Raw genomic sequence first — 2,085 nt, forward strand, 5'->3', positions numbered from 1 at the left:
TAGCCGCAACTTCAACAAAACGTCAGCGAATTTATCGTACTTTACTAAAAGTTATTGCCCACAAGCCTGTCAGCGATCGCCCCGGTAGAAGTGAACCACGAGTTCGTAAACGTCGCCCGAAAGCTTACCCTTTAATGACGAAACCTCGGCACGAATTACGAAACCAATTGCAAACTGCTTAACCCGCAAGTGTTTCGGCTTTTCTTAGTGCCATTCCTTTGATCTTCTTCGTTACACAGATATTCTCTGGTGTGATCTTCGCTACCGCCAGATAAGATGTTTTTTGATTTGGTAAATTGGGATTTTCATTGGCATACACCCGCACGATTAAAGCGATGGGCAGCACCTTTCCTCCTCTGTTCTCTACTCGCCATTCAGCTTTCTCCCCCAAGGTAGAGAAAGCTGAAGTGATAATCTGCGAATATTTGAGCGAATGCTGCTGCCCATCTGGTGTCAGCACGGTTACGGACTCTCGAGCATCTGCATCTTGAACCAGCAGACTATAATCCGCCACTCCTGCACATTTCCGCACAGAACTGCTTGTTTCCTTATCAACTTCAATGGTTTTGCAACGATTAGATGAAATATCTGTATAAATACTGCCAATCGAATTTGCGGAGGCAATATTGGAAAAGGCACAACTCAAAGTGCAGATACTGATAAAATTTCTCCAAAACATATTAAAACTCTCCTTTGACAGAACCGTATTGGCGCATAACGGCATTATTCAGCCCTAACTAATCATCTCTTAAACTTAACCCACTAAACCTAAATGCTCGTATGCAACAGAAAATGTGTGTAAATAGTTTAAAACTGTTGAGTGGCTTGTTCAACCTCATCAATTGCATCCACTATTTCTCCCAAAATATTAAACGCATCATTTAAAACCACATCATTCGATGTAGAAAAATACTCGGACGACTGAAGCCTGCGATAATCCTTACTACTTCCCACAAGCCGCAACGTATATTGACATCCTTGCAAGATAGCCCGAATCTCTGATGTAGTTAATTTGATTTCCATTGTTGTTCCTTCCCCTAAAATTTATCTCGTTGAATACTGAGGCTTGCTCCGACTAAAGAAGTCCCTAAGAATGCGGAAAAACTGACCACCATTGCACCCAAGCAAATACTTTTCTGCTGCTGCCACCTAGAGATGATTATGTTGGAATTATTAGTCTCGATAATCTCCAGCCCCCAGCAAGCCATTGCCCCTACTCCTGAAAACCCAGTCAAGAGCAGAGAGACAATTGCAGTTGTTTCTATGGTGCGGTCGATAAAAATCCTGGGGTTGAATCTTCTCCTAGTACGGCGGCGAAGAACCAATTTACTCTTGTGGTCTAATCGAGATTGGTAAACAACCTGTTTGTGGTTAGTCATTTGGAATTCTCCAATTCAATAAAAAACCCTGCACCAGTATTCTTAATCTTTACTTTTCTTTGATTGACCAACATTTGAATTACACTAAGACTGAAGTTGATATGACACAATCGAGCGCTACCCCCACAACGGCTGAGATATTGTAGGCACAGTGAGGAATTGTCAGTAGGAGTGGGATGAGTGGATTTTCTGGGCATAATCTTGACTATGACTCCATGATTTGTAAATGATGTGGATTGAAAAAAATTCCTTGACCAGGTGGCATATCTGGGAAATGAACGCAAACCATGCCGTGTCCTGAATACTGAATTACTGTGCCTGTTTGCCCTAACCTTGGATCTTTTTCTGTAAGTGCTTTAATGACTTTGACAGATGAATTAATTGGTGGAAGATTGGACATTTGAATCTTTTGTTAGTTAGCCTGTTATCGATTAGTAATTTAAGTTTTCGCCAATACCGTATTGCCATCTTAGAAAACTGACGGGAGTACAGATTTCCTGCCAATCACAAGATCCTATTGGCGCATTCCAGTCATGTCGGTATTCCTCTCCAAAATACCCCAGTCCCCAATGCCAATCGTCGTAGTTGGGCTGTGACTCCCATCCAAACCAGAGAGCAACATTTACTTTAATCAGATAGAACAACTTAATCATCCATCCGCCATCGTAATCAGAAATAAAATCGTAAAAGTCTCCTAAAAAGCGTT

5 protein-coding genes and 2 pseudogenes are annotated in these 2,085 nt (G+C 41.7%); 1 reads left to right on the forward strand and 6 read right to left on the reverse strand.

Annotated elements, in window-relative coordinates:
* Positions 1–182: pseudogene (locus H6G97_RS50375) on the forward strand (IS4 family transposase); the annotation flags it as partial.
* Here the strand turns inward: H6G97_RS50375 and H6G97_RS50380 are convergent.
* The 6 genes and pseudogenes from H6G97_RS50380 to H6G97_RS50405 form a co-directional block, all read right to left on the reverse strand.
* Positions 179–679, reverse strand: coding sequence for a hypothetical protein (locus H6G97_RS50380; RefSeq protein WP_190947687.1), 501 nt, complete (start codon positions 677–679; stop codon positions 179–181). The pseudogene H6G97_RS50375 and the gene H6G97_RS50380 sit on opposite strands and share 4 nt — an antisense overlap.
* Positions 680–807: 128 nt before the next feature.
* A complete protein-coding gene (locus H6G97_RS50385; protein WP_190947688.1) occupies positions 808–1,023 on the reverse strand; it encodes a hypothetical protein in 216 nt (71 codons plus the stop codon).
* Between the two features lie 14 nt (positions 1,024–1,037).
* On the reverse strand, positions 1,038–1,379 hold the full coding sequence (locus H6G97_RS50390; protein ID WP_190947689.1) for a hypothetical protein: 342 nt from the start codon (positions 1,377–1,379) through the stop codon (positions 1,038–1,040).
* Positions 1,376–1,576, reverse strand: coding sequence for a hypothetical protein (locus H6G97_RS50395; RefSeq protein WP_190947690.1), 201 nt, complete (start codon positions 1,574–1,576; stop codon positions 1,376–1,378). The genes H6G97_RS50390 and H6G97_RS50395 overlap by 4 nt, the downstream gene beginning before the upstream one ends.
* A gap of 8 nt (positions 1,577–1,584) precedes the next feature.
* Positions 1,585–1,779 (reverse strand): hypothetical protein, encoded by a 195-nt coding sequence (locus tag H6G97_RS50400; RefSeq protein WP_190947691.1) that lies wholly within the window; start codon positions 1,777–1,779, stop codon positions 1,585–1,587.
* A 31-nt stretch (positions 1,780–1,810) separates the two neighbouring features.
* A pseudogene (locus H6G97_RS50405) lies at positions 1,811–2,085 on the reverse strand (hypothetical protein); the annotation flags it as partial.

Origin of the sequence: Nostoc flagelliforme FACHB-838, assembly GCF_014698065.1 — a bacterium.
GTDB lineage: Bacteria > Cyanobacteriota > Cyanobacteriia > Cyanobacteriales > Nostocaceae > Nostoc > Nostoc flagelliforme_B.

Bases quoted from the DNA above. Each gene is read 5' to 3' on its own strand.
- H6G97_RS50380 (WP_190947687.1), bottom strand. From the start codon at position 679: ATGTTTTGGAGAAATTTTATCAGTATCTGCACTTTGAGTTGTGCCTTT.
- H6G97_RS50385 (WP_190947688.1), bottom strand. From the start codon at position 1,023: ATGGAAATCAAATTAACTACATCAGAGATTCGGGCTATCTTGCAAGGA.
- H6G97_RS50390 (WP_190947689.1), bottom strand. From the start codon at position 1,379: ATGACTAACCACAAACAGGTTGTTTACCAATCTCGATTAGACCACAAG.
- H6G97_RS50395 (WP_190947690.1), bottom strand. From the start codon at position 1,576: ATGCCCAGAAAATCCACTCATCCCACTCCTACTGACAATTCCTCACTG.
- H6G97_RS50400 (WP_190947691.1), bottom strand. From the start codon at position 1,779: ATGTCCAATCTTCCACCAATTAATTCATCTGTCAAAGTCATTAAAGCA.